The 23104-nt window shown below is 50.4% G+C and carries 21 protein-coding genes; 9 read left to right on the top strand and 12 right to left on the bottom strand.

Annotated features, from left to right (window positions below; genetic code table 11):
• Genes waaF through ACO0LE_RS16710 form a run of 3 tightly spaced genes read left to right on the top strand, consistent with a single transcriptional unit; the run spans position 1 to position 3765 of the window.
• Complete coding sequence (gene waaF, locus ACO0LE_RS16720; protein WP_422961478.1) at positions 1-1110, top strand: lipopolysaccharide heptosyltransferase II; 1110 nt, start codon at positions 1-3, stop codon at positions 1108-1110.
• A 28-nt stretch (positions 1111-1138) separates the two neighbouring features.
• Entirely contained in the window at positions 1139-2563 is a 1425-nt protein-coding gene (locus tag ACO0LE_RS16715; protein ID WP_422961477.1) for a bifunctional enoyl-CoA hydratase/phosphate acetyltransferase, read from the top strand.
• The gene (locus tag ACO0LE_RS16710) at positions 2560-3765 is read left to right on the top strand and encodes an acetate/propionate family kinase (RefSeq protein WP_422961476.1); all 1206 of its coding nucleotides are present in this window, start codon (positions 2560-2562) and stop codon (positions 3763-3765) included. Before ACO0LE_RS16715 ends, ACO0LE_RS16710 begins: the two co-directional genes overlap by 4 nt.
• A gap of 35 nt (positions 3766-3800) precedes the next feature.
• Here the strand turns inward: ACO0LE_RS16710 and ACO0LE_RS16705 are convergent, their stop codons facing one another.
• A complete protein-coding gene (locus tag ACO0LE_RS16705; protein ID WP_422961475.1) occupies positions 3801-4823 on the bottom strand; it encodes an acyltransferase family protein in 1023 nt (340 codons plus the stop codon).
• A gap of 470 nt (positions 4824-5293) precedes the next feature.
• Here ACO0LE_RS16705 and ACO0LE_RS16700 point away from each other — a divergent pair, with 470 nt between their 5' ends.
• A complete protein-coding gene (locus ACO0LE_RS16700) occupies positions 5294-6091 on the top strand; it encodes a THxN family PEP-CTERM protein (RefSeq protein WP_422961474.1) in 798 nt (265 codons plus the stop codon).
• Between the two features lie 169 nt (positions 6092-6260).
• On the opposite strand, the gene rng is transcribed toward ACO0LE_RS16700, so the two are convergent.
• The 8 genes from rng to ACO0LE_RS16660 form a co-directional block, all read right to left on the bottom strand.
• Positions 6261-7721 carry a ribonuclease G gene (rng, locus tag ACO0LE_RS16695; protein ID WP_422961473.1) on the bottom strand — a complete coding sequence of 487 codons (1461 nt, stop codon included), beginning with the start codon at positions 7719-7721 and terminating at the stop codon, positions 6261-6263.
• A gap of 18 nt (positions 7722-7739) precedes the next feature.
• Positions 7740-8360 (bottom strand): Maf family protein, encoded by a 621-nt coding sequence (locus ACO0LE_RS16690; RefSeq protein WP_422961472.1) that lies wholly within the window; start codon positions 8358-8360, stop codon positions 7740-7742.
• 73 nt (positions 8361-8433) lie between these two features.
• Positions 8434-8904 carry a 23S rRNA (pseudouridine(1915)-N(3))-methyltransferase RlmH gene (gene rlmH, locus ACO0LE_RS16685; protein ID WP_422961471.1) on the bottom strand — a complete coding sequence of 157 codons (471 nt, stop codon included), beginning with the start codon at positions 8902-8904 and terminating at the stop codon, positions 8434-8436.
• A gap of 200 nt (positions 8905-9104) precedes the next feature.
• A complete protein-coding gene (rsfS, locus tag ACO0LE_RS16680) occupies positions 9105-9809 on the bottom strand; it encodes a ribosome silencing factor (RefSeq protein WP_422961470.1) in 705 nt (234 codons plus the stop codon).
• Positions 9809-10579, bottom strand: coding sequence for a nicotinate-nucleotide adenylyltransferase (gene nadD, locus ACO0LE_RS16675; protein WP_422961469.1), 771 nt, complete (start codon positions 10577-10579; stop codon positions 9809-9811). The genes rsfS and nadD overlap by 1 nt, the downstream gene beginning before the upstream one ends.
• Positions 10580-11479, bottom strand: coding sequence for an oxygen-dependent coproporphyrinogen oxidase (hemF, locus tag ACO0LE_RS16670; protein ID WP_422961468.1), 900 nt, complete (start codon positions 11477-11479; stop codon positions 10580-10582). It abuts the gene before it with no gap.
• A gap of 61 nt (positions 11480-11540) precedes the next feature.
• Positions 11541-12815 carry a phosphoribosylamine--glycine ligase gene (purD, locus tag ACO0LE_RS16665; RefSeq protein WP_422961467.1) on the bottom strand — a complete coding sequence of 425 codons (1275 nt, stop codon included), beginning with the start codon at positions 12813-12815 and terminating at the stop codon, positions 11541-11543.
• An 86-nt stretch (positions 12816-12901) separates the two neighbouring features.
• Entirely contained in the window at positions 12902-13627 is a 726-nt protein-coding gene (locus ACO0LE_RS16660) for a YebC/PmpR family DNA-binding transcriptional regulator (RefSeq protein WP_422961466.1), read from the bottom strand.
• Between the two features lie 131 nt (positions 13628-13758).
• Here ACO0LE_RS16660 and ACO0LE_RS16655 point away from each other — a divergent pair, with 131 nt between their 5' ends.
• Positions 13759-15405 carry a helicase HerA-like C-terminal domain-containing protein gene (locus ACO0LE_RS16655; protein WP_422961465.1) on the top strand — a complete coding sequence of 549 codons (1647 nt, stop codon included), beginning with the start codon at positions 13759-13761 and terminating at the stop codon, positions 15403-15405.
• Positions 15406-15564: 159 nt separating this feature from the next.
• Here ACO0LE_RS16655 and fghA read toward each other — a convergent pair whose 3' ends face one another.
• The 3 genes from fghA to ACO0LE_RS16640 form a co-directional block, all read right to left on the bottom strand.
• Positions 15565-16425, bottom strand: a complete 861-nt coding sequence (gene fghA, locus ACO0LE_RS16650) for an S-formylglutathione hydrolase (protein ID WP_422961464.1) — start codon at positions 16423-16425, stop codon at positions 15565-15567.
• Between the two features lie 37 nt (positions 16426-16462).
• Positions 16463-17569 (bottom strand): S-(hydroxymethyl)glutathione dehydrogenase/class III alcohol dehydrogenase, encoded by a 1107-nt coding sequence (locus ACO0LE_RS16645; protein ID WP_354334331.1) that lies wholly within the window; start codon positions 17567-17569, stop codon positions 16463-16465.
• A 72-nt stretch (positions 17570-17641) separates the two neighbouring features.
• Positions 17642-18355: a GAF domain-containing protein gene (locus ACO0LE_RS16640; RefSeq protein ID WP_422961463.1), complete on the bottom strand. Its 714-nt coding sequence runs from the start codon at positions 18353-18355 to the stop codon at positions 17642-17644.
• A gap of 277 nt (positions 18356-18632) precedes the next feature.
• Between ACO0LE_RS16640 and ACO0LE_RS16635 the strand changes: the two genes are divergently transcribed.
• From ACO0LE_RS16635 to ACO0LE_RS16620, 4 genes are all read left to right on the top strand, one after another.
• Positions 18633-19550 carry a DMT family transporter gene (locus ACO0LE_RS16635; RefSeq protein ID WP_422961462.1) on the top strand — a complete coding sequence of 306 codons (918 nt, stop codon included), beginning with the start codon at positions 18633-18635 and terminating at the stop codon, positions 19548-19550.
• Between the two features lie 67 nt (positions 19551-19617).
• Positions 19618-20604 carry a quinone oxidoreductase family protein gene (locus tag ACO0LE_RS16630; protein ID WP_422961461.1) on the top strand — a complete coding sequence of 329 codons (987 nt, stop codon included), beginning with the start codon at positions 19618-19620 and terminating at the stop codon, positions 20602-20604.
• Positions 20605-20676: 72 nt separating this feature from the next.
• The gene (locus ACO0LE_RS16625; protein WP_422961460.1) at positions 20677-20832 is read left to right on the top strand and encodes a hypothetical protein; all 156 of its coding nucleotides are present in this window, start codon (positions 20677-20679) and stop codon (positions 20830-20832) included.
• 93 nt (positions 20833-20925) lie between these two features.
• A complete protein-coding gene (locus ACO0LE_RS16620; protein WP_422961459.1) occupies positions 20926-23082 on the top strand; it encodes a DUF1631 family protein in 2157 nt (718 codons plus the stop codon).
• Positions 23083-23104: the final 22 nt, after the last annotated feature.

Below are 23104 nucleotides of genomic sequence, written 5' to 3'. Positions count from 1 at the left end.
ATGAGCACGTCTTCGGCTAGATCGCTCACTTCGCTCACGTCGGTCACCTCGGATTCTTCTGTACAGGCTCCTGAGCGCTTACTGGTCATCGCACCGAACTGGATAGGTGATGCGGTCATGGCGCAACCGTTGTTGCGACTATTAAAGCAGCAGTATCCGGCTCATGCGATTGATGTACTGGCCGCCGCCTGGGTCGCCCCGGTATTGCGGGCGATGGCAGAGGTCGATACGGTACAGGAGACGCCGTTTAAGCATGGCGCATTGCAGTTGCGTGAGCGTTGGCGTTATGCGCGACAACTGCGTCAGCGTCATTATGTTGCGGCCTATATTTTGCCGAATACCTTAAAGTTTGCGCTGATTCCGTGGCTGGCCGGTATTCCCCGGCGCATTGGGTACAAAGGCGAGAGCCGCTACGGCGTGATTAATGTGATGCATCATGATGACCCTGTCTCACCGCGGGCGATGGTGCCGTTTTATGCGGCATTAGCTGCCGAACCTGCGCCACACATCGCTATGACTTGTGCGCGTCCTTCGCTCATTGTGAGCGAATCGCACATCGTAGCGACTTATATGCAACTCGGTTTATCGCGTGAGCGGCCGCTCATCTGTTTTGCGCCGGGTGCTGAGTTCGGTAATGCGAAACGCTGGCCGGCAGCGCATTTTGCCAAACTCGCCGCGCAGATCGCCGTAACCTATCCTGCAACACAAATCGTCTTACTAGGCTCGCCAAAAGACAGTCCTGTCTGTGATGAGATCAAGTCCTTATCGCTGTCAGTTCTATCCATCCATCAGCTTGCCGGCAAGACCAGCCTAGATCAGGCGATTGCCTTGATTGCCAGTGCCTCTGCCGTGGTGAGTAATGATTCTGGCTTGCTGCATATCGCATCGGCGCTGAACCGCCCCGTCATTGCCCTGTATGGTCCGACTGATCCCGATCATGCACCACCGTTTTCCGACATTGCCTATTCCCTTTCTTTGCGCCTTAACTGCGCACCTTGCAAACAGCGAGAGTGTCCATTGGGGCATCAGGACTGTATGCAGAAAATGACCACAGAGATGGTCTATCATCCGATTTCTGCGATCATGTCATCGCACCAGAAATCTCATTGAATGTCTCATCAGATAGAGAAAGTGGTCTATGAACACCGTGGTCTATCAAGAAAATAATCAGCCGGCTCAGATATCGAACGTTGTGTATGACGATATCTATGTCGGGCAGACGGCGACTCAGACGCGCACGCTGAGTGCTGCGGATATTCAGGCTTTTGCCATTGTTTCAGGTGATATGAATCCTGCGCATATGGATCCTGAGTATGCCGGTCACACACTATTTCATGGTGTGATCGCTCACGGTATGTGGGGCGGTGCCTTGATTTCTACTGTCTTGGGAACGCAGCTACCTGGTCCTGGCACGATCTATCTTGAGCAACAGCTTCGCTTCTCCAAGCCAGTCAGAATTGGCGATACTTTAACGATCTCGGCTACCGTGATTGCCAAAGAGGATGAAAAAAAACGAGTGACACTGGATTGCCAGATCATGAATCAGTTCGGAGAAAAAGTCGTCTCCGGTAACGCACTGGTTATTGCTCCGGCGGAGCGGGTTAGCAGACCGCGAACGCAGTTACAAACGATGGCAATGTTTGATCTCGGTGTTCGTCAGCGGCACTTGGTTGACAGTGTGCGGGATCTGTCCGCGGTGCGCTGCGCCGTGGTTCATCCTTGTGACGTTGAGTCCTTAAAAGGCGCGGTGGACGCTGTCAGCCATGGATTGATTATTCCGGTCATCATCGCTCCTCTGGTGAAATTGCAAGTGCTTGCTCAGGAGGCAAATCTGGATTTGAGCGGCATGGAATTAATTGATGTCGTGCATAGTCATGCGGCAGCGGATAAGGCAGTGGAGCTGGCGGCAGAAGGCAAGGTTGAGGCTTTGATGAAAGGCAGCTTGCATACGGACGAATTGATGGGTGCAGTTGTTCGCTGTCTTACATTGCGAACCAAGCGACGACTGTCGCATATCTTTCACCTTGATGTACCGATGTATCACAAGGTCTTGCTGTTGACGGATGCGGCGCTCAATATTGCACCGGATCTGATGGGTAAAGCTGATATTTTGCAAAACGCGATTAATTTTGCTATCGCGCTCAATATCACAGAACCTAAGGTTGCCTTGTTATCGGCAGTCGAGACAGTTAGTCCAAAAATCATCTCGACCATTGATGCGGCAGCACTTTGTAAAATGGTGGATCGTAAGCAAATCACTGGCGGAATCGTCGATGGGCCGCTGGCTTTTGATAATGCGATTTCGGCGAATGCTGCGCGTATTAAGGGCATCGATTCTGTTGTTGCGGGAGATGTTGATATTTTGATGGTGCCTGATATAGAGTCTGGCAATATGCTGGCCAAGCAATTTGAATATTTGTCTGGCGCGTCGACTTGTGGTGTTGTTGTCGGCGCCCGCGTTCCTATTGCTTTGACCAGTCGCTCGCAGGGCAGCGCCTCGCGGGTCGCATCCGCCGCACTGGTCAAACTGCTGGCACATCATTACCGGACTGTTGCACCATGAGCGACGCGATCAAGCTTATTTTATCGGTCAATTCTGGCTCTTCTTCGATCAAATTTGCCTTATATCCATGCGAACAAGGGACGGTAGAGGCCGCAATATTGACTGGTTTAGTCGAAGGACTAGAGCCGCAAGGTATCGTTAAGGTAACTATTCGCCGAAGTGGTGAGTCGTCCATCAGTACGCGCATTGACATCCCTGAAGGAGAGGATCGTTTCGCCCGTACGCTGACTGAATTACATCAGCTTTTGCAGCACTATGCCGGTGACGTATCGATACTCGCAGTTGCACATCGCATTGTGCATGGCGGTGACCGTTATTCCCGCTCCATCCGTTTAGGCGACGAAGACATACATTATTTACACGGCTTAGATTGCCTGGCACCCTTGCATCAGCCACATAATCTCGACGGTGTCATCGCATTTCAGAATGCTTATCCCGGTGTTCCGCAAATTGCGTGTTTTGACACTGGATTTCATGCTGATTTACCTGAAGTCGAGCGTACGCTGGCGCTGCCTAAAAGGATTCGTGAGCTTGGTGTCCGTCGCTATGGATTTCATGGTTTGTCGTATCGCTATGTTGCGGGCTGTTTGCATGAGCATTCGCTACGTTCCAGACGACGCGTTGTCATGGCTCACCTCGGCAATGGTGCCAGCTTGTGCGCAATGTACGATGGTCGGAGTCGGGCGACGACGATGGGATTTTCCGCGCTTGATGGATTGATGATGGGGACTCGTTGCGGTGCGCTGGATGCTGGTGTCATTCTTTATTTGTTGCAGAAAGGGTGGACTGCGACACAACTGGAATCCAGTTTGTACAAAGAATCAGGTTTGTTAGGCGTCTCGGGTATTTCAGCCGATATGCGGCGCTTGCGAGCGTGTGAGGACTTGCAGGCAAAAGCGGCGATTGATTTATTTACACACCGCATTGTGCGGGAGATCGGGGCAATGACGGCCTGTGTCGGTGGCATCGATTTGCTGGTTTTTACTGGCGGCATTGGCGAGCATGATGCTGTATTACGTCAACAGGTTTGCGAGCAACTTAGCTACCTTAATCTGCATATCGATAGTGCAAAAAATGTTGCTGCACAAGGAGATGCGATCGCTGCAGTTCATACCGCAAGCAGCCCGGTTGAGATCTGGGTTGTCCCCACCGATGAAGGACGCATTGCAGCGATGGATGCGGCGGAAATTTTGCAGGGTTAACTGTCCGTAGTTAGTCTTGATAGGCTTGGAAAGACTCAGGCAGATGTGTTTTTTAAACGCCATGCTGGTGGCGTGAATAAATATCGCAGTGCGCTCAGCGGTTTTGTTTGACTACCGCGATATACAAGCACCGGCAATACGATCCCCGCACCGACGCCAGCTAGTAGATGTGTCGCCACATCGTCAATATGTAAAAATTTACTCAATATAATTCTGACGCCACTCGCTGCGAGTATATGCATCAGATAAATCGGCATGGAATATTGCCCTATTGTCGCCAACCATACAGCGGTTCCTGTTTGGCTGAGCCAGACCGACAGACTACTGACTAAAACGATTCCAGCGCATGACAGGGCTATGAGCAACACACTCGTATCGGTGTAGATCAGGCGCAAGCGATGATGAAAGATGTACTGCAGTGTTCCGAATAAAATCAGACTGCCGAATACCCAACTGCCAGCTCGATTTTCTATCCATCGCAAGACTGTAGTGACATTCATACCTAAGACGAAAAAAATAAAATAATTCGCTAGATAGTCAAAAGGAAAAGGGAGTGCTACATACAAGTGCAGCACCCAGAACGCGAGTGCCGACACCAAGATGACACCTTGTTGCCTGACCTGCTGCTGACGATTTACCAGTACAGCAAGGCCAAAGATCAGGAAGAGAACATATAAAAACCAGAAATGCGCACGGGGCATCCACAGTAAGGATAAGACATCGCCCAAGCTAGTTTGCGAGTTCGTATAGCGAGATAAAAATACCTCAATGAATCCCTGCAACAGAGACCAGATTAGGTAAGGATAAATAATCGTACTAAGTTTGCCGCGCATGAGCTGCATGCCACCGTATTTGTTTAATGACGGCAAGAAAAACAAACCAGACAAGAAAAAAAACAATGGCATATGAAAGCTGTAGATCACACTATCGATCCGCATGTAGCTCTCTTTGTCTAATGGCAAACCGGCGTTCCACGCGCCACGTGCGACGTGTGCATAAACGACCAGCAAGATACCGATTGCCTTGGCGTAGTCAGCCCAGTTATTTCTATTGGTCATAAGCAAAAATTTGTTATTGAGGGGCAGGATTTATGCACAATTAGGCTGGTAAATGTGTTCATGCCACGACGCAGGATCAAAACTCCCGCCTTATCGTACGTCGGCAGATTCATTCGCACTCCTAATTCATTGTGCGCAGACCTTGGTGTTTCTACAATGCTATATTTGTTTTATGAAAGTATCCGACCATCAAACTGTCGCACTATTTTACAGACCATTTGCGTCTGCTTTACTCTCCGTAATATTTCTACTCTGTATTCAAGCATAAAAGGCGACTCGGAAAAGGTGGAACGATATATGCATGATTGACTGAGGTGAGCGATCGGGCCAGTTTATCCGTTGTTCTTGAGAGGACTCTAAGCATCGACAAGTGCTGTCACGGTAAATTGTTGTTGCTCCAGATGGTCTGAATTTTGACATTGTTTGATGTGGTTTTAACTGTATGTTAATTATGTTAAAGGAGATCAGAGATGAAAAAAATGATGATGACATTGAGCTTGCTGACTAGTTTGTTGTTGGCTGGCATGGCTCAGGCTACTTTAGTAACGCAATGGAAATTTGATCAAAGTTCCACCTGGAATTCGGCAACTTTTTCGGCAGGTGGCGGCTCAACCTTACAAAATGCTAGTGTCATCAGTTGGGGCGGCACTCTGGATTTTCACAACAACACCGGTAACGGTACAAGCTCGCGCAGTGGCCTTGAAATTACAAACGGCAATATTCTCGGCGGCACTGTCGTAACAAACGGCTCGGCGGCTGTGACGAACACGATTACCCATTACAACAATACACTCAGCGGTGCTTATGCGACTTTAACCAACGCTGTTCTCGATACGCTGTTGACGCTGACTCCCGATTTGCCAAACCCAGGAGCCGCTTTGCCACCTGACCTAATTTCCTTTGCGATTCACTTTAAGGAGACACCTAATCAGGCAAATTGCGGCTTTATCACGACATCGCTATGTGATGATATTTTTGTGATTGACAGCGGTGCTTTGAATAACAGTTTTGTTTATGACGGCTTTACTTATTATGTCAGCGCATTTGAAACTACGAACAAATTGCAGCCACTTCCGGCTGCGACTTGTGCGGTGGCTGGCGCTGCTGCAGGATGTCTGGGATTTCAAACGGAGGAGGGCAAATTTACACCAGCGATATTTGCATTTGTGATTACTTCGACGCCGGTACAAATTCCTGAGCCAGGTTTGCTCGCCTTAATCGGCATCGGACTGTTAGGATTGTTCCTGAGTCGCAAGCAGTCGAGCTAGTCGTTTGTGTTTGACCGGTTTGAGAAATACTGAAGAATTTTAGTCAGATTTTCACTAAGCTGCGCAGAGGAGTTTTAACTGAATTTCAAATGGAATCGCGCGGTATTGATGAGGGTTGTAGAGGTTTTTTCTTCTGTAGCCCGCATCAATACTGCGTTTTTCATTCTGACTACATCAGAATGATGTCGTACTGCTCCTGATGAAACACATTCTCGACTTGCAGTGAAATCGGCTTACCAATGAAATCACCGAGCATGGCTAAATGCTGTGACTCTTCTTCAAGAAACATATCTACGACGACTTGCGACGCCATGATGCGGAATTCTCTTGGATTGAATTGCTTGGCTTCGCGCAGGAGTTCGCGCAAAATTTCGTAGCAGATTGTGCGTGCAGTTTTGACCTGGCCCTTGCCGCTGCATGCCGGGCAGGGTTCGCACAGGATGTGCGCCAGCGATTCCCTGGTGCGTTTGCGGGTGACTTCGACCAGACCTAATGCAGAGAAATTAGAGATGGAGAGTTTAGTCCGGTCACGTGACAACGCTTTATTCAACTCTGCCAGAACCGCTGTTTTATGTTCTTCATTCTCCATATCGATAATATCGAGAATGATGATGCCGCCAAGATTGCGTAATCGTAGTTGGCGAGCGATGGCGTGAGCTGCTTCGAGATTGGTTTTGAAGATGGTGTCATCGAAGTTCCGGCCTGCGACGAAGCTGCCTGTGTTGACGTCAATGGTCGTCATGGCTTCGGTCTGATCAACGATCAGGTATCCACCGGATTTCAGATCGACGCGACGCCCCAGAGCGCGCTCAATTTCTTCTTCGACACCGTATAAATCGAAGAGTGGCCGTTCGCCTGTGTAATGCTGGAGTTTCGGTAATACCGATGGTGTGTACGTAGTACCGAACTCAACTAGCATCTGATAGTTTTCACGCGAATCGACCTGAATACTTGCAGTCTCTTCGTTCACAAAATCACGCAGTACTCTTTGTGCCAGATTCAGATCCTGGTAGAGCAGGGTTGTGGGCGGCTGAGTTTTTGCCATCTGGGTGATATTCGCCCATGTCCGTCTCAGATATTCGACGTCGGATTTCAGATCTTCGTCAGAGGCATCCTCAGCCATGGTTCTGACGATGAATCCACCTTTTTCATCAGGCTGCTGCAAACTTAGCACTTTGGCGCGTAGTGCTTCACGCTCGGCTTCATTTTCGATACGCTGTGAAATGCCGATATGAGAATCTTGCGGCAGATAGACCAACATGCGGCCTGCAATAGAAATCTGGGTTGAGAGCCGTGCGCCTTTGGTGCCGATCGGATCTTTGATTACTTGAACAGTAATCGACTGACCATCGAATAACAGTTTTTCAATCGGTGTCAGTACATTGCCGCCTTCTTGCGAACGTGCGTCCCAGATATCGGCGACATGCAAAAACGCAGCGCGCTCTAAACCGATGTCAATAAATGCGGATTGCATGCCGGGCAGTACGCGTACCACTTTACCCAGATACACATTGCCAACCAAGCCGCGTGACAGTGTGCGCTCAATATGAAGTTCTTGTACTGCACCTTGAAAAATCAAGGCAACCCGAGTTTCTTGCGGGGTGATGTTGATGAGGAGATTTTCGCTCATAGATCAATAAGATGCCAATTAGGGGATATGAATACCTGCTTGCCTTAACAGCTGGGTCGTCTCAAATAAGGGTAAGCCCATGATGCCAGAATAACTGCCACTGATGTGGGAAATAAAGCGCGCAGCAGATCCCTGGATGCCATAGCCACCGGCTTTATCATAAGGCTCGGCGGACAGGCAATAATCTGAAATTTCCTGTTCGGATAAAGTCGCAAATCGGACCTCAGATCGCTGAGTGAGGTGCCAACGCCCTTGCGTGCTGACGACTGCAATACTAGTCAGGACGGCGTGCTGCTGTCCTGAAAGTTGGCTTAACATCGCACGCGCCTCATTGTGATCGGCGGGCTTGCCAAGAATCTGATCATGGATAACGACAGTCGTGTCGGCAGCGAGTACAGGGCGCATCGCTAGTCTGCGATGCTGCATGATGGTCCACGCAGCTTCAGCTTTTTCCTGCGTGACGCGGCTCACATAATCGTAAGGTAGTTCGTCTGGCAATACCTGCTCGGTGACATCGGGGCCACGCGGCGCCAGATCCCGGAGTAGCAATACTTCAAAATCGATACCGATCTGGCGCAAGAGTTCGCGGCGACGCGGACTCTTGGAGGCGAGATATATTTTATTGTCGGCGATGGGCATGTTGTCTCCTCGACGTTCACAGGTCTATATGTCTACTGATGAGGCTATTGTGCGCCAGGATTTTATCCTGTGCTCAGACCCGATGATAGGGATGATTTTGTGTAATCGAATAAGCACGATACAGTTGCTCAGCGAGCAGCACGCGTACCATGCCGTGCGGCAGGGTCAGGCTGGAAATCCTGATCAGCATATCTGCCTTCGTCTTAAATTCAGCATCCAGTCCATCCGCGCCGCCGATAATAAATGCCACATCCCGTCCATCTTGCTGCCAGCTAGTCAATTGCTGTGACAGGGCGACACTGGTCAAGTCCTTGCCACGTTCATCCAGCGCGATGATGCGTGCATTCTTCGGTAAAACAGCCTCAATTTTGACGCGCTCCAGTCCCATCACGGTTTCTGCAGTTTTACTGCCAGAGCGCTCAACGGGCTTAATTTCTTTCAGATGAATCCGACATTCGGGCGGCATGCGTTTGCTGTATTCGTTAAAGCCGTCCTCTATCCATGCGGGCATTTTGTGACCAACGGCGGCGATGATGAGTTGCATAAAATGGTAGCTAATTAATTGAGGAAAATTTTTGGAAAAAATCAAAAAAAACAGTCGTAAAAAAGGCTTCTGTTTTACACAGAAGCCTATATTTAATCTGCCGTATCAAGCAAGCCGATCCGTTAAACAAATTTGTTCAACACGTCTGTAAATAGATCTTTTAAACGAATTTATCAGCTGACTCTTGTAAGCGAATCAGATTACTCTGCAGTTTTACGACGAGTAGTCGCTTTTTTATCGGCGGCTTTTTTGGCGGAGGCAACAGCGGTTTTGGTCGCAGCAACTTTGACGCGAGTACCGCTTGGTGTTTTGGCGGTCGTTTTTTTCACGCCAGTAGCAGCGGTTGTTGCTGTTTTACGTACCGGTTTTGCTGGTGCATCAGCGCTGGCAGCTTTGGCTACGCGAGGTTTGCGTGTGGCTTTCTTAGGTTCGTCGTCCAACGTAGTCTGGCTGGCCATCATATCGTGTGTGACTTCGACAGGTGCGGCCTTGGCGCGACTTGCACGTTTTGGTTTGGCTTCTTCGTCTTCTGATGCGCTGGCTAATTTTTTCGTACCGCGTTTGGCTGCGCCGAATTTAATTTCTTTGTCGCCCCAGATTTCTTCCAGGCGGTAGTAGGCGCGGATGGCAGGTTGCATGATATGAACGACCATATCGCCCAGATCGACCAGTACCCATTCACCGGTTGTTTCGCCTTCCATGCCGATGACGTCGCCGCCATTTTGTTTGACTTTGTCCCGCACCGACGCTGCCAGAGCTTTGGTTTGACGGTTCGACGTGCCGGAGGCGATCGCAACGCGGTCGAACAGACTGGTCAGGTGGGTAGTGTCGTAGACGATGATGTCTTGTGCTTTTACGTCTTCCAGAGCGTCAAAGACGAGAGTTTGTAGTTGTTTGATATCCATTATTTTTCGTATATATGATGTTGTTGTATATAGTCTAGCACCTTGCGAGGCACTAGCGATGTTGTTAGCTGTCCATGCTGCAGATCGTCACGAATCTGTGTGGCTGAAATATCGACGAGGAGATCCTCTGCCAGATAGGTCCGCCCAGCGGGAGTGTTGCGAATTTGTTCCGGTGTTGCCGCTCCTTGCTTGAATTTTTGCAGCACTTGCTGCTGTGTTTGCTGCGCTACTGACATTACTGCTTGTGGCGAATTTGTTTGCTCCAGTTGGAAGCCGGGTCGTGAGGCCGCGCATAGATGCGCCAGATCAAACAAATGTTGCCATTGGTGCCAGCTAGACAGATTCTGCAACTGGTCGGCACCGATTAAAAAAACGATGGAAGTCTTGTCGCCATACTCTGCCCGCAAAGCGCGCAAGGTATCGACGGTATAAGTGGCGTGCTGATGCCTGGCGCGCTGTATTTCTTGCTGATCTATCGTCAGTTTGCATGTGTTTAGCTCTGCAAACGCCAATTCCAGCATGGCACATCTTTGCTCCGCGCTGGCGATCAAACCTTTCTTTTGCCAGGGATTACCGGCCGGTACGACCCGTAACTCCTGAGGTTCTAATAAAGTGATAAATCGTTTTGCCAGCGCGACGTGACCAAGGTGAACCGGATCAAAACTGCCACCCAGAACGACGACACAGCACTGAGCTTGCTGAATCTGCTGACGTAGCGGATTCGTCCCGGCTATTTTATTGGTCGAGACCGAATCCGGTGACGCAGTCATTTAAACCCATTCCCTGTGCGGCAAAAATTCTTTTGCCAGCGCTGCTTCGGCACTGTTTTCTTCCGGCGACCAGTCATAACGCCATTTTACTACCGGCGGCATGGACATCAATATGGATTCGGTCCTGCCACCGGATTGCAACCCAAATAGTGTGCCACGATCGAACACCAGATTAAACTCGACGTAACGACCCCGGCGATACGCCTGGAAATCGCGCTCACGTTCACCATAGGACAAGTCTTTGCGCTTTTCAAGGATGGCGCTATAGGCGGGGGCAAATGCATCGCCTACACTTTGCATCATCGCAAAGCTGGCTGCAAAATCGAGTTCATTGAAATCATCGAAGAAAATGCCGCCAACGCCACGTGCTTCTTTGCGGTGCTTCAGATAAAAATATTCGTCACACCATTTCTTAAAGCGCGGATGCAAATCCTGGCCAAATGGGAGCAGCGCATCTTTGCAGCTTTGATGGAAATGCTGTGCATCATCAACAAAGCCGTAGTAGGGTGTCAGATCCATGCCGCCACCAAACCACCATACATCGGACTGACCCTCGGCATAGGTTGTGAAAAAACGTACATTCATATGCACGGTCGGTGCGTAGGGATTGCGGGGATGCAGCACCAGTGACACGCCCATGGCTTCCCACTTGCGACCAGCGAGTTCGGGGCGATGGGCTGCCGCTGACGGAGGCAGGTTATTCCCCATCACATGAGAAAAATTTACACCGCCGCGTTCGAATACATTACCTTCTTCAATCACGCGCGAAATCCCTCCGCCACCTTCCGGGCGATCCCAGCTATCGGTAATAAAGTCCTTGCCATCGATCTTTTCCATCGTGGCGACGATCCTGGATTGTAATCCAAGCAGGTAGGCTTTTACGGCGTGTGAGTCAGTCATGCGTTCTAATTAATGTGGTGACATTGGTAATAGTGGTGACAGTGGTGACAGTGGAGATTAATTAATGTTTCTTATTCATCGCGCGCCAGCCAATATCACGACGATATTGGGCACCATCGAAATGGATTTTCTCTACCACTTCGTAGGCATGTTTTTGCGCCAGCTTGACCGTATCGCCCAGCCCGACGACGCATAATACGCGTCCACCTGTTGCGGACAGTGTGCCGTCTTTTAGAGCAGTGCCAGCATGGAATGTCACGCAGTCCGCGGTCTCGGCCAGTATGCCAGTGATCACATCGCCTTTGCGCGGCGCATCAGGATAGCCCGCGGCGGCCATCACGACACCCATCGCTGTGCGGCGGTCCCATTCCAGTTCCACTGCATCGAGTGTGCCATCGACGGCGTGTTCCATGACATTGACGAGATCGGTTTTCAGGCGCGCCATGATAGGCTGAGTCTCAGGATCGCCCATGCGGCAATTGAATTCCAGGGTTTTTGGATTGCCCTGATCATCAATCATCAGGCCGGCGTACAGGAAACCGGTGAAGACGATGCCGTCTTTCGCCATGCCTTGTACGGTTGGGATGATAATCTCGCGCATCACGCGGGCATGTAATTGCGGTGTCACGATAGGCGCAGGGGAGTACGCTCCCATGCCGCCGGTGTTCGGACCTTCATCATGATCCAGCAAGCGTTTGTGATCCTGGCTGGTTGCGAGTGGCAGAATATTTTTGCCATCCACCATGACGATAAAACTAGCTTCTTCTCCCGCCAGAAATTCTTCGATCACGACACGGGCACCTGCATCGCCGAGCTTATTGTCAGACAGCATCATATCGACGGCAGCATGTGCCTCGTCGATTGTCATTGCAACGACGACGCCTTTACCCGCGGCGAGGCCATCAGCCTTGATGACGATAGGTGCCCCTTTTTTTGCGATGTAATCATGGGCGCCAGCGAGATCTGAAAACGTTTGGTATTCCGCCGTCGGAATAGCGTGGCGCTGCATGAAGGATTTGGCAAAATCCTTGGAGCTTTCGAGTTGCGCAGCTTCTTTGCTCGGGCCAAAGATTTTTAGCCCGCGGGCACGGAATACATTTACGATACCTGCCGCCAGCGGCACTTCCGGGCCTACGACGGTGAGTCCGATATGCTCTTGCTCAACAAAATCTGCCAGCGCAACGGAGTCAGTCAGCGCGATGTTTTTCAGACGGATGTCTTGTGCCGTACCGCCATTGCCTGGAGCGACAAAAATGGTCTGTACACGTTCCGATTGCGCGAGTTTCCAGGCTAATGCGTGTTCACGGCCACCAGAGCCTACGACGAGAATTTTCATAACAGCTTTCTTTTTTCAATGACTGCGTTACATCGAGTTGCATGAAGTTGCATTTACTACCGGTGTTCTGCAACGGCACATCAGATTTAATCTTCGATGATGGCGTTGGTGAAGACTTCTTGGACATCGTCCAGATTTTCCAGCGCATCCAATAATTTTTGCATTTTGATTGCGTCATCGCCAGTGAAGACGGTTTCTGTACCTGGCTTCATAATGACTTCAGCGACTTCCGGGATGAATCCGGCTTTTTCCAGCGCATCCTTAATGCCGGACATGTCGTAGGGTTGGCACAGGACTTCAATGCCACCTTCTTCATCGGTGAGGACATCATCGGCACCGGCTTCTAAGGAAGCTTCCATCAATGCATCTTCATTCGTGCCCGGCGCAAACAACATCTGACCGCAATGCGTGAATAAAAATGCGACTGAGCCCTCAGTGCCCATGTTGCCGCCGAATTTGCTGAACGCATGGCGTACTTCTGCGACGGTACGTACACGGTTGTCGGTCATACAGTCAACGATAATCGCTGCGCCGCCGATACCGTAACCCTCGTAGCGAATCTCTTCATAGTTCGCCCCTTCCAGTGTCCCGCTACCTCGCTGTATTGCACGGGTAACGTTTTCTTTCGGCATATTGGCGTCAGCCGCTTTATCGACTGCCAGGCGCAGACGTGGATTCGAGGCGACATCATCGCCACCCATGCGTGCTGCAACCGTAATTTCTTTAATCAGACGCGTCCAGATTTTGCCGCGTTTTGCATCGGTGGCCGCTTTTTTATGCTTGATATTGGCCCATTTACTATGTCCTGCCATGATCGCTCTCTCTTGAATTGGCAATTGTTCACCTAAAGCCAGGCAAATTCCCCTAGCTTCGGTTCTATAATGAAGTCTGCCATTTTAACATAGTGATTTTATTCAAATTCCCCTAGAGAACGATCAAAACCATGTCAAAACCACTGTTTATTGCAAAAAATCAAGCGCAGGAACTGCATTTACTGTCAGATTGGGCGAACCGCCACGGCTGTATCACCGGGGCAACCGGTACCGGTAAGACGGTGACACTGCAAGTGATGGCGCAGGCATTCTCGGATATCGGCGTGCCGGTTTTCATGGCCGACGTAAAGGGCGATCTGTCCGGCATGGCGTACCCAGGGCAATCTGGTCCCAAAATCCAGCAGCGCTGTGAGCAACTTGGGATAGCTGCACCTGACTGGAGGCCTTGCCCGGTAACGTTCTGGGATGTATTCGGCAAACAAGGTCATCCCGTACGCGCGACAATTTCTGATCTTGGACCGCTGATGTTAGGACGCATGCTGAACCTGAATGACACTCAGGAAGGCGTATTGCAGCTCGCCTTTAAAATTGCCGATGATAACGGCTTGCTCTTGCTTGATTCCAAGGATTTGCGCGCTATGTTGCAGCATCTGGGCGACAACGCGAGTGAGTTCCAGACCGAATACGGCAATATCTCCGCGGCTAGCATCGGTGCAATACAGCGCGGTCTGCTGGCGATCTCAGAGCAGGGCGGTGAGCAATTCTTTGGTGAGCCCATGCTGAATTTGGACGATATGCTGCAAACCGATGCCAGCGGCAAAGGTATTGTGAATATCCTCGCCGCCGACCAGTTGCTGCAATCGCCGCGTTTATATTCGACCTTCTTGCTGTGGATGCTGTCTGAGTTGTATGAGCATCTGCCAGAAGTCGGGGATCTTGATCAGCCTAAGATGGTGTTCTTCTTTGACGAAGCGCATTTATTGTTCGACGAAGCGCCCAAAGTCTTACTGCAAAAAATCGAACAAGTCGTCCGCCTGATCCGCTCTAAAGGTGTGGGCGTGTATTTCGTCACGCAAAATCCGCTCGATATTCCAGATACCGTACTGGGGCAGCTTGGCAATCGTGTGCAACATGCTTTACGCGCCTACACACCACGCGATCAGAAAGCCGTGCAGGCAGCGGCAGAAACTTTCCGCCCCAATCCCGATCTTGATACGGCGCAGGTCATCAGTGAGCTGGGTGTGGGTGAGGCATTGATTTCTTTTCTGGATGAAAAAGGTCGGCCAAACATTGTCCAGCGCGGTTTTATCCTGCCGCCGGCATCGCAGATCGGTGCGATTTCACCTGAAGAGCGCCAGCAAATTATGGCGACTTCGATTGTTGCTGGCGTCTACGAAACAACGATAGATCGTGATTCTGCCTACGAAAAACTCAAAGGCAGAGTCGCCAGTACTCAATCGCAAAATGAGCCGCAAAGCGCACCAGCGACCGATCACTCTGGTGGTATCGGCGATGGCTGGGGTAATTCTGGCGGGACTACTGCATCAAGCCGCACGCCCACGGAGTCAGTGCCAACGATCCCCTCGCAGCGACAAGCGCAAACGCAGGAGCAGTCTCAACAGCAATCTCAGGAAGAGGGCGGTATCAGCGACACGCTGAAAAGCGTATTCGGCAATCTGCTCGGTGGTAGCGGAGGCATACGTCGTCGCGATAACGTCGCAGAGACCATGGTCAAATCGGCAGTGCGAACTATCGGATCACAGGTTGGCCGTGAGATTATTCGCGGTGTGCTCGGGTCAATTTTGAAGAAAAAATGAAATGATTTTCAATTAGCAGGATGCACCGCTATAAAATTTTCTTCATATTAATCCATGCAATCCGCAATACTGACGCGCCTTCTGGACGTATTTCGTCGTAAAAGGCGCACCAACATTGCGGATTCAATTTTTAAATCAAGAGAAAAGATGTCTTGTTTTTTATGCTGCATTCAAAATCGCCGCATGAAACCGTAAATGATCCTCGATAAAACTTGTGATGAAGTAGTAGCCGTGATCATAGCCCTCATGACGTCGCAAAGTCAGAGGCTGGTTCGCTGTTGCACAGGCGACTTCGAATTCGTGGGGTAGTAATTGCTCAGCTAAAAATTTATCGCCGAGTCCCTGGTCAATCAAAATCCCGTGAGGAAAAGGCGTGCTGGTGTTTGCCATCAGGATCGATGCATCGTAATCGAGCCAGGTGCTTTGATCAGCTCCCAGATACCCGTTGAATGCCTTCTGTCCCCAGGGACATTTGGTCGGCGCTGCAATCGGTGCAAAGGCGGAGACTGAGCGGTAAATGTCCCGGTTGCGCAGTGCCAGTGTGAGGGCGCCATGGCCACCCATGGAGTGACCAAAGATCCCGATCCGGTCTGCCTGTGCTGCGAAATTTTTCAGGATTTTGTGGCGCAATTCATGCACCACATAGGAATACATGCGGTAATGTTTTTCCCATGGTGCTTGCGTCGCATCGAGATAAAAACCGGCAGCGACACCGAAATCCCAGCTATCGCTGTCGCCTGAGATAGCCGCACCGCGTGGGCTGGTATCTGGTGCGACTAGCATGATGCCGAGTTCTGCCGCCAGTCTTTGCGCACCGGCTTTGATCATGAAGGTTTCTTCGTTACAGGTGAGTCCCGCCAGATAGAACAAGACGGGGACTGCACGCTCTTTGGCTTGTGGTGGCTGGAACACCGAAAACCGCATCGGCAATCCGATCTCGCTAGACTCGTGACGATAAAAACCTTGCACGCCGCCGTAGCAGGCGTGCTCGCTGATTGTTTCTAAAGCGGCGGCGGTCATCTTGGCTCCAGTTTTAGTTGACTTAGAATGAGTTAGCTTAGAATTCAACAACGGAGCGAATCGATTCTCCGCTCTTCATCAAGTCAAAGCCTTCGTTGATGCGTTCTAACGGCAGCTTGTGTGTAATCAGATCGTCGATGTTGAGTTTGCCCTCCATGTACCAGTCAACGATTTTTGGTACGTCAGTGCGGCCGCGTGCACCGCCGAATGCAGAGCCTTTCCAGACACGACCGGTGACCAGCTGGAATGGGCGTGTACTAATTTCTTGTCCCGCTGCGGCAACTCCAATGATGATCGACTGGCCCCAGCCTTTGTGACTAGATTCCAGTGACTGACGCATCGTCGTAGTGTTGCCGATACATTCGAAGCTATAGTCTGAGCCGCCATCGGTCAGGCCGATAATCGCGTCGACGACGTTACCGACTTCGGTCGGATTGACGAAGTGTGTCATACCGAATTTACGTGCCATTGCTTCACGAGCTGGATTGATATCGACACCGATAATTTTATTTGCGCCGACCATGCGCGCTGCCTGAATAACGTTCAAACCGATACCGCCAAGACCGAAGACGACTACGTTGGCACCGGCTTCGACTTTAGCCGTGAACAACACAGCGCCGACGCCGGTAGTGACGCCGCAACCGATGTAGCAGACTTTATCAAAAGGGGCATCTTCGCGGATTTTTGCCAGAGCGATTTCTGGCACCACGATGTAATTAGAGAAAGTCGATGTTCCCATATAGTGATACAGCGGCTTGCCGTCTAATGAGAAGCGGCTAGTCGCATCTGGCATCAGGCCGCGACCTTGGGTGCTGCGGATTGCCTGACAGAGATTGGTTTTTTGTGAGAGGCAAAATTTGCATTCACGGCACTCAGGCGTATAGAGCGGGATCACATGATCATCTTTTTTCAAACTCTTAACACCGGGGCCGACATCGACCACGACGCCTGCGCCCTCATGCCCCAGAATAGCCGGGAAAATGCCTTCAGGATCGGCACCAGACAGAGTGTAGTAATCGGTGTGGCAAATGCCGGTAGCCTTGATCTCGACTAGGACTTCACCTGCTCTTGGGCCGCCCAGTTCAACTTCTTCAATTGTTAGCGGTTTGCCGGCTTGCCATGCGACTGCTGCTTTGGTTTTCATGTCTGTCCTTTGTCGTGATAGGTGATAAGTAGAACTGTAATAGGTTAGAACGGCTACAAGCTAGCTGTAATTTTAGCTGAGGATGCTAGACAAACTGGTAGCTACTGCGACGAGCAAGGCGAGCTCTGCGCCGGTAAAAATATTCTGTGTGAATGCTTCTGAATCGATAATCCCCAGCACGCGACCATCTGCTGCCAATATTGGTAAGCATGCTTCTGCCTGCACTTTAGGATCGCAGGTGTAATACTCGCCGCCAGTCGCAAGATAGGCGCTGACGTTATTGATAATCCGGCCTTTGCCACTGATGCCGACGGTGCTGTTATTACTGATGGCAGCAAATTCGGGCGTGAGTGGAAATTCGGCACGTGATGCGGCACCAAAGTAGGCTAGTTTCACCAACACAGCATTACCGTCTGACCCTGTATCTGTATGGTCGATTTTTTGATCAATTTTTTTATAAACGCCAAACCACTGACTGCCACTCTGTTGCTGATAAAACTTGACCAGCGCCGTCACTTGTTGCAACAGCCGCAGATTGTCAGCCGTTTGTCCGCCTAGGCGGGCGGCCAAATCATATGGTGTTGACGATAGCTGGTCAAACAAAGAGCATGATCCGCCTTCACCCAGTTCTGGCACCTGATATTGCCACTGAACTTGCGTCGTTTGCTTTGTTGATTCAATGAACTGCTGCAATTGTTCTTGGTAGCTGGAAATTTGCGTCGCAAAATCAGGCGGTAATTGTGCTTGATCGATGCCGCTGTTTACCATAAAAAATGCGATTGACATTGGTCTTTCCGAGTATCTGAAGAGCGTTCCAGTTTATCAGATGTCTCATATCAACGTGCTAGCAGGCTGACCGCTGAAAAATCATGGAAGCTAATGCCCCGCTTTTTCCGGACGGGGCGTTGTTTGCTCAGCACAGCTTTGTGAATGCGATATTCCACAGCATATAGTGAGTACGATCTTTTTTACCTTGATTGATTCTGTCACCCATTCGCCGTTAGTAGGCAAGGTGTATTTGCTATGCGTACGCGTAATCGCATATGCCTTTACAATATTTGGCATGACTACCTCGCTTACTCCCCAACGCAGTGCCCATGATCGACGCCAGTATCTGATCGGTTTAACCATTGCCATCACTGGCGCAGTTTTATTTTCCACTAAGGCGATTGTCGCAAAACTGATCTATCGATATCACGTTGATGCGGTGACTTTGATTACATTTCGCATGCTGTTTTCATTGCCGGTATTTGCAGCGATTGCGATCTGGCAGGCGCATAAGGGCGGAGCCCTGACGGTGGCAGATCGCTGGCGTCTGGTTGGCCTTGGTCTGATCGGTTATTACTTGTCAAGCTTCCTAGATTTTTTAGGTTTGCAATACATTATGGCGGGGCTGGAGCGGCTGATCCTGTTTTTGACGCCTTCATTTGTTTTGCTAATCTCAGTATTCTTTTTAAAGCGGAAAGTTAGCCCTATCGAGTGGGCGGCCCTAGGCGTGTCGTATCTGGGAATCGTGCTAGTGTTTTTACATGATCTGCAATTTGGCGGTGCTGATGTGATGCTGGGAGCGGCCTTGGTTCTTGGCGCTGCGATTTCTTATGCCCTATACCTTATACAGTCGGGCCAGCTGGTGGTGCGGCTCGGGACTTTACGGCTGGTTTCGTATGCGATGTGTGTGTCTAGCGTTGCCTGCATCGGTCAGTTTTTTGTATTGCGTCCGGTTGGCATGCTGGTACAGCCTTCTGCGGTATATTGGCTATCGCTGGTAAATGCGATTTTTTGTACCGTGTTACCGGTGTTTCTAACGATGATCGCTGTGCAGCGGATCGGCGCACCGACCGCGTCCCAAGCGGGCATGATAGGGCCGGTATCTACCTTATTCCTCGGTGCGTTTTTCTTAAACGAACCGATCACCAGCTGGCAACTGGCGGGGACGGTATTAGTCATTGGCGGGATGTATCTGTTATCGATTAAAAAATAGCGTGAGCAGTCTATCCTTCATCCATTCTTCATTCATTCTTCATTCATTTTAACCAGCGGAAGCGACCATGAGCACATCGACAAGCAAGGCAATCAGAATTCAGCAAACCGGCGGACCAGAGGTCATGGAATTTGTTGATGTGACGCTGGGGCAACCCGGCCCCGGAGAAGCACTCGTTCGACACGCCGCTTGTGGTCTGAATTTTATTGATGTGTACTTCCGTACCGGCTTGTATCCTCAGCCTCTGCCTGCTGGGTTGGGGATGGAGGCATCGGGTGTTGTCGAGGCGGTCGGCGAGGGAGTGACTTATGTTAAGCCGGGCGACCGAGTGGCTTATGCAGGGCGTCCGAACGGCGCCTATGCCCAGGCGCGGATAATGCCGGCGGATAATCTGGTGCGACTGCCGGACAGTATCGACTTTGAGACTGCGGCAGGCATGATGTTGCAAGGTTTAACTGTGCAATACTTGTTCCACCGGACTTTTCCGCTCAAGGGCGGCGAGACTATTTTGTTCCATGCCGCGGCTGGCGGAGTCGGCCTGATTGCCAGTCAATGGGCGCGGGCGATCGGTGTCAATATGATTGGCACGGTTGGTTCCGACGAAAAGGCTGAGCTGGCAAAGGCGCACGGTTGTACGCATGTGATCAATTACAACAAAGAGAATTTTGTCGAGCGGGTCAAGGAAATCACCGAGAGCAAAGGTGTGCCGGTAGTATACGATTCCATCGGCAAAGATACATTTACCGGTTCGCTAGACTGTTTATCACCTCTGGGCATGATGGTGAGTTTTGGCAGTGCGTCTGGACCCGTTCCGGCATTTGGCTTGCAAGAGCTGGCATCGCGGGGTTCCCTGTTCATTACACGCCCGAGTCTGATGAGCTACACCGCCAAACGCGCTGATCTGGAGCAAATGGCGGCGCATTTGTTCTCTATGGTAGAGAGCGGTAAAGTGAAAATTGACATACGGCAACGTTATGCCCTGAGTGATGTTGCACAGGCACATCGCGATCTGGAAGCGCGAAAAACAACAGGTTCGACTATCCTGATTCCATAACGCAATACTTCTCCACCATATTGAGCCGTGTCTGTTAACATCCTGAATCTGAGATATTACTGACGAGATACGATGAGCACGCCAGAGCAACAGGAACAACATGAGCAAATCAGCAAAGATTCCTCCGACGGTAGCCCGAAATTCGGGCGGTTATTGATTGTTCTTGTCCTGGCGGTTATGTTGATCGTCGTTATTACTTTTGCATCGGAAGCGATTTACTCTAATTAAAAAAAGGTAAACGTATATTGCCTTCAGTCAATGATGGATGACACGATAAAAAATCGTGGCAGCCATCCTTGAAACCAGTAACGGACCCACGCGATGGACACCATTCCACTTCACAATACAACAAAAAAAAGTGAGTTCTCCAGCTCAAGCCGTTTATTAATTTTACAAAGTCTGGTACCGGTCGCAACCAACCGGGTGTCTTCCCAGTTGGAAGCATTTTCCACGCGATTAAGCGAAGCCTTGTTCAAAATCTCGGACCAGACCGTGCGTCCTGAGGAGGCGAGCACCAGCTTTCAGTCGTATCAGTTGCTGAAAAGAAATGGCACAAGCTTTTATCGTTTGGTCGCCGGTCAGATTAACGCGGCACTGGCAAAAGAAGTCAGTACCGTCAATACCCGCAAAAAAACGAAAAAAGACGACGAGAAGCAAGATTTTTCTCTAGTGACTTTTGAGGAAATGGAAAGTAAAGTCCTGATGCGCAATCTGTGTCAGGCTCTCGAAGTCAGTAATGCCGAGCAATTAGTTGCGCTGAATATCCGTATTGGCCATGTCCTGCGCCGCACGCCGATCAGCGTGTCGCAGAATCCGTTCAGGCCAGAAATATTTGTTCATGCAGTGTATCAAGCGTGGATGGAATTCGACCCCACTCCCGAATCGCATCATCTAGTGTTACGCTTGATGCAACCGCAATTGTTTTTACAATTGCAGCCAATTCTGACCGAAGTTAACGACGCATTGATTGCGCGAGGTATCTTGCCAGACATCACTGACTCATTCAAAAAAAATCAGCGAAAAAACGAATCTGCACGTTCGGAAGACATCGCTGACCGTGACCCGTATCTGCACAACAAGCTGAGGAATATATTCTCCGGTCAGCCTGTGAACGCCGAGGCAACGGGGAAGGATCATGCGCTGGCATGGACCGGCAACCAGAGCAATGCAGGTCATTATGGTGAAAAAGCCGATACCGTTACCATTGACAGGCAATTCTTTGATTACCTGACCAGCATTCAACGGAACGACAACCTTGGATCGATTGCCGGTGGCATGAGCGCTTCGCCGCTGCGCCAGTTATCGCAGCAGGCGCCGACCGACAATCTCACCCACATTGATCAGAATACGATAGAGCTGCTGGCACGGATTTTTGATTTTGTCTTCAATGATCCGAGCATTCCTGAGGATATCAAGGGTCTCATCGGTCAGTTGCAAATCCCGACGCTCAAGGTCGCCTTGATGGACAAGGATTTCTTTTTCAAGGATTCTCATCCAGCCCGTGTGCTGATTGATACCCTAGCGAAATCCAGTGTTTTGTTGAACACCAATAGCAGCAGCGAAGATCCCCTGTACCAGATGATCGAGGGTATTGTTGAGCGGGTTCAGCAAGAGTTTGATCAGCAAATTGATTTGTTTTCTGATGTCGTATCGGATTTGGAAAACTTCCTGAAGGAAGAAGAGCAAAAAACCGAAGAGGCCATTACCCAGCCGGTAGCAGAAGCGCTCAAACAAGAGAAGATGCGTCTGGCGCGTGAGTTCGCCGAGAATGATGTGTCTTTGCGGGTTGAGACCGGGGAGGTGGCCGGTTTCCTAGAAACTTTCCTGCAAGAACAGTGGATACGGATTCTGACGATTGCACATAGCGTCAAGGATCAAAAGCCGAACGCCCTGGAAAACGCGCTCAAAACCATGGACGATCTGATCTGGAGCCTGAAGCCGAAGAACAGTGCCGAAGAACGCAAAGAATTAGTCAGCAAATTACCCGCCATGCTGACTCTACTAAATGCCTGGCTGAACGCGATTAAATGGGATGAGCCGGACCGGGTTATTTTCTTTTCCAAACTGGCTGAGCGCCATGCCGCGATTGCACGTGCACCATTAGAATTATCGCCGCGCCGGCAATTAGAAATCGCTGTAAATATCGCGCAACGTGCAAGCGAGCGTCGTCTGAATCGTCACGTACAAGATCAGAACGAACAGCCGGCAGATGAATGGACACTGGCACTTGAGACGATGGAGCGTGGCGTCTGGATTGATTTTACCCGCGCCAATGGCTCTACCGCCCGCTTTAAACTCGCCTGGGTTAGTCCTAAGCGGACGCGTTATATTTTTACGAACCGCCAGGGGCATGACTCGTTTTCAATTTCCAGCGAAGAGCTGGCGCATAAATTCCGTGACGGTGAAGCCGTACAGATTGTCGCGGATTCTGTGGTGGACAGAGCTTTGTTAGAGGCTCTACGGGATCCTCCAGACTAGCATGATTAACGAAAAAGCGACT

The organism is Undibacterium sp. Xuan67W, from assembly GCF_049340165.1.
Lineage (GTDB): Bacteria > Pseudomonadota > Gammaproteobacteria > Burkholderiales > Burkholderiaceae_D > Undibacterium.
The sequence above is the reverse complement of the archived record's forward strand: the minus strand, read 5'-3'. Positions and strand labels throughout refer to the sequence as shown.

Bases quoted from the DNA above. Each gene is read 5' to 3' on its own strand.
- waaF (WP_422961478.1), top strand. From the start codon at position 1: ATGAGCACGTCTTCGGCTAGATCGCTCACTTCGCTCACGTCGGTCACC.
- ACO0LE_RS16715 (WP_422961477.1), top strand. From the start codon at position 1,139: ATGAACACCGTGGTCTATCAAGAAAATAATCAGCCGGCTCAGATATCG.
- ACO0LE_RS16710 (WP_422961476.1), top strand. From the start codon at position 2,560: ATGAGCGACGCGATCAAGCTTATTTTATCGGTCAATTCTGGCTCTTCT.
- ACO0LE_RS16705 (WP_422961475.1), bottom strand. From the start codon at position 4,823: ATGACCAATAGAAATAACTGGGCTGACTACGCCAAGGCAATCGGTATC.
- ACO0LE_RS16700 (WP_422961474.1), top strand. From the start codon at position 5,294: ATGAAAAAAATGATGATGACATTGAGCTTGCTGACTAGTTTGTTGTTG.
- rng (WP_422961473.1), bottom strand. From the start codon at position 7,721: ATGAGCGAAAATCTCCTCATCAACATCACCCCGCAAGAAACTCGGGTT.
- ACO0LE_RS16690 (WP_422961472.1), bottom strand. From the start codon at position 8,360: ATGCCCATCGCCGACAATAAAATATATCTCGCCTCCAAGAGTCCGCGT.
- rlmH (WP_422961471.1), bottom strand. From the start codon at position 8,904: ATGCAACTCATCATCGCCGCCGTTGGTCACAAAATGCCCGCATGGATA.
- rsfS (WP_422961470.1), bottom strand. From the start codon at position 9,809: ATGGATATCAAACAACTACAAACTCTCGTCTTTGACGCTCTGGAAGAC.
- nadD (WP_422961469.1), bottom strand. From the start codon at position 10,579: ATGACTGCGTCACCGGATTCGGTCTCGACCAATAAAATAGCCGGGACG.
- hemF (WP_422961468.1), bottom strand. From the start codon at position 11,479: ATGACTGACTCACACGCCGTAAAAGCCTACCTGCTTGGATTACAATCC.
- purD (WP_422961467.1), bottom strand. From the start codon at position 12,815: ATGAAAATTCTCGTCGTAGGCTCTGGTGGCCGTGAACACGCATTAGCC.
- ACO0LE_RS16660 (WP_422961466.1), bottom strand. From the start codon at position 13,627: ATGGCAGGACATAGTAAATGGGCCAATATCAAGCATAAAAAAGCGGCC.
- ACO0LE_RS16655 (WP_422961465.1), top strand. From the start codon at position 13,759: ATGTCAAAACCACTGTTTATTGCAAAAAATCAAGCGCAGGAACTGCAT.
- fghA (WP_422961464.1), bottom strand. From the start codon at position 16,425: ATGACCGCCGCCGCTTTAGAAACAATCAGCGAGCACGCCTGCTACGGC.
- ACO0LE_RS16645 (WP_354334331.1), bottom strand. From the start codon at position 17,569: ATGAAAACCAAAGCAGCAGTCGCATGGCAAGCCGGCAAACCGCTAACA.
- ACO0LE_RS16640 (WP_422961463.1), bottom strand. From the start codon at position 18,355: ATGTCAATCGCATTTTTTATGGTAAACAGCGGCATCGATCAAGCACAA.
- ACO0LE_RS16635 (WP_422961462.1), top strand. From the start codon at position 18,633: ATGACTACCTCGCTTACTCCCCAACGCAGTGCCCATGATCGACGCCAG.
- ACO0LE_RS16630 (WP_422961461.1), top strand. From the start codon at position 19,618: ATGAGCACATCGACAAGCAAGGCAATCAGAATTCAGCAAACCGGCGGA.
- ACO0LE_RS16625 (WP_422961460.1), top strand. From the start codon at position 20,677: ATGAGCACGCCAGAGCAACAGGAACAACATGAGCAAATCAGCAAAGAT.
- ACO0LE_RS16620 (WP_422961459.1), top strand. From the start codon at position 20,926: ATGGACACCATTCCACTTCACAATACAACAAAAAAAAGTGAGTTCTCC.